Here is a 6,000-nt window from a genome sequence, read left to right as displayed (position 1 = left end):
TGCGTTCATGTTCATAAATTTGTCACTCCTTAAAATTATTGCAATGGATAAATACCAGTTTGACTCATTGCCTATTCAATCTACTGTGGTGTGACACGAACGTACTGTGGGACAGCAGTTCAACCTGCATAAAACGAACGCTGCGAATGAGGAGCCGGTTATCAGTCTTTTTTACGGACGCGAAGTCCAAGAAAGGCAGACGATATACCTATTGCTCTTACATTCTAACAGCTTAAGCAACAAGATGGATAATGTCCTAACTGGTTGTTAGGTACTATGACCATAAATATATTGTAGTAGAATGGAGAGAATCGATGAATAATAAGGTTAAGAAAATCGGAATTCTAACCGGCGGTGGTGACTGTCCCGGCCTGAACGCTGTGATCCGGGCGGTGACTAAAGCCGCCATTGCCAACTATGGCTATGAGGTGATTGGTTATAAGTTCGGGTACCGTGGTCTGTATAACAACGATTTTATCAAACTGGACGCCCGCAGCGTTTCGGGAATCCTCCACAAAGGGGGGACCATCCTTTATAGCTCGAACAAAGATAATCTCTTTGACTATCAGGTGGAAGAAAATGGCCAGTGTGTTAAAAAGGATGTTTCGGATGTGGCGGTGGAAAATATGAAAAGAGAAGGGGTGGACGTGTTGGTTGTACTGGGCGGTGACGGCACCCTGACCAGTGCCAGGGATTTTGCCCGGAAAGGGGTTAATGTCATCGGGGTGCCTAAAACCATTGACAATGACCTGTCGAAAACAGATGTCACCTTTGGTTTTAATTCAGCGGTAGATGTAGTGGTCGATGCCCTGGACAAGCTCCATACCACGGCTGAATCGCACCATCGGATTATGATTCTCGAAGTGATGGGCCGAAACGCCGGCTGGATTGCCCTGCACGCTGGGATTGCTGGTTCTGCTGATGTTATTCTGATTCCAGAAATTCCCTTTTCGCTGGATGCCATTGTCGCAAAAATGAATGAGCGCAGCCAGCGGGGCCTGCCCTTCAGCATCATCGTGGTATCTGAAGGCGCCATGGAAAAGGGGGGGGAACTGACCGTTCAGAAGATCGTCAATGATTCTCCGGATCCGGTCCGGCTTGGAGGTATCGGCAATAAGTTGGCCCTGGCCCTGGAAGCCAGAATATCTGATCATGAAATCAGAAATACGGTATTGGGTCATCTTCAACGGGGGGGGATTACCTCGGCCTATGACCGGCTCTTATCCACCCGTTACGGGGTAGCGGCGGTGGAACTGATTGCCCAGGGCAAGTTTGGTAGCATGGTGGCCCTCCAGGATGGGAAGATGACCGATGCCTCGCTGGAAGCGGTTATCGGAAAAAATAAACAGGTCGATGTCGATTCCGAGTTGATCCACGTGGCTAAAAGTCTGGGTGTCACTTTTGGCGAATAACGGCAGGATTTTTGTTGTCAATCTGGTTCTTGTATTGTTGTAAAAAATAGCCAGACAGAAAAAGCATTTCTGTCTGGCTATTTAAGAAATTCATTATAATTTAACAAACGATGGGGCAAGGATTAAAAGAAAAGGATTGATACAGCCTCTATTCTGGGGTTTCGTCAGTGGTTTCGTCAAGCTCGTCTTCGATCACCACATCGTCTTCATCCACTAAAATCTCAGAAAGCACTTCAAAAAAGAACCCTTTCGCAGAAGCCAGAGATTCGTTATGGGCAAACATTGCCAATTTGTGGTAATCGACAAAGCCATCTTCATCAGCATAAGGTTTCAGACGTTGAAGAAAAAATTCTTCGGTGATGGCATCTTCAAATTTTTCCTGTACGGTGTTAAAGATTGTAATTAATTCGCTTTTCTTCATGGTTATTACCTTCTTCAGCGTTATTTCAGCCGCATCGGGCTGATAAATTAATTATAGGAGCGGGGAGCAGAATAAACAAGGTTTATTTGCAAAAACCGCAAGAAATTTGGCGGACTGGTTTTATAAAAGATTGGATTTTTGGCTCCCTTTTATAGTATACTGATAGATAAATTAGAATGATTTAAATTAATAAATAGCATCGAAAGGAAGTGGTGAAAGTAAATGGAATTTTTATTAGCATATCCGCCGGTCTTACTGGCTTTGTTAGCTGGGTTATTTACCTGGTTTGTGACGGCTCTGGGAGCATCACTGGTCTTCTTTTTCAAAGAAATTAACATTAAGGTGTTAAATGCCATGCTGGGGTTTGCGGCTGGGGTCATGATTGCCGCCAGCTTCTGGTCATTGCTGGCTCCCGCTATTGAGATGGCTGAGGGTGGTCAGATGCCGGCTTATGTGATTGTGTCGCTGGGCTTTCTGGGCGGGGGTTTTTTTCTATGGCTGGTGGATAAGATTCTGCCTCATGTCCATCAGGGCACCAATCACCGGGAGGGTATCAAAACCTCCTGGCAGCGGAGTGTGCTGCTGGTATTGGCGATTACCTTCCATAATATCCCCGAAGGTTTGGCAGTGGGGGTTGCCTTCGGCGGATTGGCTTCCGGATCACCCGCTATGACCCTGGCCGGAGCGGTATCTCTGGCGGTGGGGATTGGGCTTCAGAATTTTCCCGAAGGGGCGGCGGTGTCAATTCCGCTGCGGCGGGAAAATATGAGCCGTCGTAAGGCTTTTTTCATTGGTCAGTTTTCAGGGATGGTGGAACCCATTGCAGCAGTGCTTGGGGCGGCAGCAGTGGTCTTTATTGCCCCGATGCTGCCGTTTGCGTTGGCATTTGCCGCCGGGGCCATGATATATGTGGTGGCGGAAGAACTGATTCCCGAAGCCCGATTAGGTCATGAAGGGGATATTGCCACCATCGGCGTAATGTTCGGCTTTACGCTGATGATGATTCTGGATGTCGCTCTGGGATAAAAAAATAAGGATGTCTCCAGTAGACATCCTTTACGTTAGTGAAAACTACGTCCAGCCAATTGTCAATCAATGTGACTGTTGGCGGACTTTATTTGTTCTTTATTCGATCCGGGTCGACATGCTTTCGGCAAAGAGGGCGATACCACCAAAGATCAGGTAAACCCCAGCGATGATGCCGAAACCCAGAAGCATGACAAAGGGATTGAAAATCAAGAAAATAGATAAAAATATGTTGATGATTCCTGAAGCCAACAGCCAACCGGTTCCGGTCGCACCCTGCTTTTTCATCACCGAGGAAGCGGCGATCTGGTTCATTCCGGTGGATAAAGCAATGAAAGCGAGCATAAAGGCCAAGGTGCTGGCCCGCGACAGTGGATCGGAGAAGATCAGCAGAACCCCCAGCACTACGGCCATGATACCAGAGGTCAGACTCCAGCCATTTTTGATTTCGCTTTTGGCAAAAACAATGATGTGAAAAACGCCGTAAATTATCAGACCGGCAATAAAAAACCACATAATCATTTGGGCTGCAAACATTGGCGCAAAAAAGATCAGACCGCCGAGGATAACCATCAGGATGGCAACGACAATCCCCAAGGTTTTGGACATTTTTAGAAAATTATTCATCTTTTTTCCTTTCATAAATAAATTTTATGGTAAATTAGATCAAGTACATTTTATAATATCTAGATAATATAATCAAGCTAATTATAAGAAATGTAGAATATTAAGAACAATGAAAAATAAATAAGAAAATTAGATTCATAAAAAGATATTAAATGGAAATAAAATTACAAGGAGACAAAAATGTTAATAATCGGACCCCACCTGTCTATTGCCGGTGGATTCAAAAAAGCTGGTGAAGAGGCGGTGAAAATTGAAGCGAATACCTTCCAATTTTTTACTCGCAACCCCAGAGGTGGCAAGGCCAAAGCCCTTGACCCCAAGGATGTGGCCGGACTCCGGCAGATTATCGATGATCAGAGGTTTGGACCACTGTTGGCTCATGCACCTTATACCTTGAATATGTGTTCGGCCAAACCGGAAACCCGGGAATTTGCCCGGATGGTATTTAAAGAAGATCTGTTGCGGCTGGAAGAACTGCCCTGTGAACTTTATAATTTCCACCCCGGCAGTCACACCGGCCAGGGCGTAGAAAAGGGCGTCGCAGGGATTGTCCAGATTCTTAATGAGGAAATGTGGGCCGATCAGAAAACCACGGTGGTGCTGGAAACGATGTCTGGCAAAGGAACGGAAATTGGCAGATGTTTTGAAGAATTGAAAATGATCATTGATCAGGTGGACTTACCCGATAAAATGGGGGTTTGTCTGGATACCTGTCATGTTTATTCCGCAGGATATGATGTGGTGGGAAATCTGGGTGGGGTACTGGAAGAATTTGATCGGATCATCGGTTTGGACTATTTAAAATGCCTGCATTTAAATGATAGCATGATGCCCTTTAACAGCAACAAAGACCGCCATCAAAAAATTGGTTTGGGGACTCTGGGAACCGAAACGTTTAAGCAGATTGTTACCCATCCGCAGCTGAAGGACTTGCCCTTTTTTCTGGAAACACCCCAGGAAGATACCCTGGCTTATCAAAAAGAAATCGAATTATTGCGATCATTTTAACGTTTTGATAGTGCGTATCACAACACCAAAAAAGCAGCGATGGGTCAACCATCGCTGCTTTTTTGGTGCCGTTTTTTAATGGCAGGACCGCCCGATTAAATTAATAAAGATAACACATAGCCCAACAGCATATCCTCATTGACGTCCCAGGGATCCGCCATAATGGCTGCATCCTCAGCTGTTATTTCAGGATGTTGGGCCGCATAGCTTTCAAAATAGTCCAGATATTCAGATTTGATTGTTTCCATATCGTTACCTCGCTAATATTTTCCGTGATCGATTACATACTGATGAACCGCCTGGAGTTTCTCCAGATCGAGGCCTTTGCCTCGGAGAATTGATTTGCCAGTAGTAAAAATATAGCCGCCTCCAGGAGCGCCTTCGGCGATCATTTTTTTGGCAATATCGATGCATTGTTCGGTGGAATGAGATTTCAGAGCTTCAATGGGGTAGTTGCCCATGATGCACATGGTCTTACCAACCTTTTCCTTAATGGTCTTCATTTCGCCGTATTCAAAAATGCCCACCACGTTGGGGTTTAGGCTACCCAGATAATCGTATAGTTTGGACCAGTTGCCTTCAATAAACAAGGTCACCGTATAGCCCAATCCGGTGAGGGTGTTGACCAGTCGGGAGAAGGTCGGCCAGTAAAAACGCTCAAACTGTTTGGGGTTTAAGAACGACGGCATATGCAGGGGCATAAAGATTGCCGGAATTTTTTTCGGCGGTCCGGTATAGCTCGTGACCCCCCATCGCAGCAGTAGCGGAAACAGTGCCTCGCAAGCCTGCTCGACCAGCTCGGGGCAGCGATGCATATCAACCGAGATGCCCATAAAACTGCGAAGTTGATCCGCTAAAAAATCAAAAGGTGCTTCGATCATGTTATCAAAAATAATTGGGACCCCTACTGTGGCACTGCAGTGGGCATCGATTTCCCGGAGAATTTTAGTATAGCGCACATAACTGAGGGCCCCTTTGGCCAGGTTAAGTCCGCCTAGCCCCCCGGGCTGATCAAAGGCCTTGTATTGCCGGGGCAGGACCTTATCCACCAGCGTTTTAAAGGGGTCCTTAATCAGTTCTTCATATTCGCTGGCCAGCATTCCGCAGACCTCGGGATGTTGCATAAAGCCATCCTTATTGGGAACAAAATTCTGTGATCCAATGGCTGTATACATCCCTGGGCATCGTAAAAAAGCCGAGGCGGCGGCGTCCACCTTCATATCCTGATAGTAAATTGGCAGGGATTCTCTGACAATTTCCAGATTCCAGGTGGCTGATTTGAGGTGGCGGCCACAATAATCGATCGCCACCTCGGGGCCGTTTAAGGCGAAAATAGGGATACGGTCTGGTTTTTGCAGATTTACTGCTTTTTCAATACGGATCAATCGTTCATCCAATAATCGTTTGGCATCACTCATTTATATCGACCTTTATCCTTTAATATAGAAATCATCTTTAAATAATATAAGTTCAAATTATCATTATTCTTGACAATTGTCAATATTT

Annotated in this window: 7 protein-coding genes; 3 read left to right on the top strand and 4 right to left on the bottom strand. The window is 45.7% G+C overall.

Annotation, left to right across the window (positions count from 1 at the left end; genetic code table 11):
• Nucleotides 1-314: 314 nt before the first annotated feature.
• A complete protein-coding gene (locus A3KS_RS0111825) occupies nt 315-1,412 on the top strand; it encodes a 6-phosphofructokinase (RefSeq protein WP_026395105.1) in 1,098 nt (365 codons plus the stop codon).
• A 148-nt stretch (nt 1,413-1,560) separates the two neighbouring features.
• Here A3KS_RS0111825 and A3KS_RS0111820 read toward each other — a convergent pair whose 3' ends face one another.
• The gene (locus A3KS_RS0111820) at nt 1,561-1,833 is read right to left on the bottom strand and encodes a hypothetical protein (RefSeq protein ID WP_026395104.1); all 273 of its coding nucleotides are present in this window, start codon (nt 1,831-1,833) and stop codon (nt 1,561-1,563) included.
• Between the two features lie 222 nt (nt 1,834-2,055).
• On the opposite strand from A3KS_RS0111820, the gene A3KS_RS0111815 reads away from it, so the two are divergent.
• Entirely contained in the window at nt 2,056-2,859 is an 804-nt protein-coding gene (locus A3KS_RS0111815) for a ZIP family metal transporter (RefSeq protein ID WP_026395103.1), read from the top strand.
• A 99-nt stretch (nt 2,860-2,958) separates the two neighbouring features.
• Here A3KS_RS0111815 and A3KS_RS0111810 read toward each other — a convergent pair whose 3' ends face one another.
• Nucleotides 2,959-3,486: an HdeD family acid-resistance protein gene (locus A3KS_RS0111810; RefSeq protein WP_026395102.1), complete on the bottom strand. Its 528-nt coding sequence runs from the start codon at nt 3,484-3,486 to the stop codon at nt 2,959-2,961.
• Nucleotides 3,487-3,666: 180 nt separating this feature from the next.
• On the opposite strand from A3KS_RS0111810, the gene A3KS_RS0111805 reads away from it, so the two are divergent.
• On the top strand, nt 3,667-4,494 hold the full coding sequence (locus A3KS_RS0111805) for a deoxyribonuclease IV (RefSeq protein ID WP_026395101.1): 828 nt from the start codon (nt 3,667-3,669) through the stop codon (nt 4,492-4,494).
• A gap of 95 nt (nt 4,495-4,589) precedes the next feature.
• On the opposite strand, the gene A3KS_RS23490 is transcribed toward A3KS_RS0111805, so the two are convergent.
• Both A3KS_RS23490 and A3KS_RS21045 read right to left on the bottom strand, forming a co-directional pair.
• Nucleotides 4,590-4,742: a hypothetical protein gene (locus A3KS_RS23490; protein WP_156913252.1), complete on the bottom strand. Its 153-nt coding sequence runs from the start codon at nt 4,740-4,742 to the stop codon at nt 4,590-4,592.
• A 12-nt stretch (nt 4,743-4,754) separates the two neighbouring features.
• Entirely contained in the window at nt 4,755-5,912 is a 1,158-nt protein-coding gene (locus A3KS_RS21045) for a uroporphyrinogen decarboxylase family protein (RefSeq protein ID WP_051355832.1), read from the bottom strand.
• Between the last annotated feature and the right edge of the window lie 88 nt (nt 5,913-6,000).

This window comes from Acetobacterium malicum subsp. dehalogenans DSM 11527 (genome assembly GCF_000472665.1).
Classification (GTDB): Bacteria; Bacillota; Clostridia; order Eubacteriales; family Eubacteriaceae; genus Acetobacterium; species Acetobacterium malicum.
This window is presented reverse-complemented; position numbering and strand designations above follow the sequence as displayed.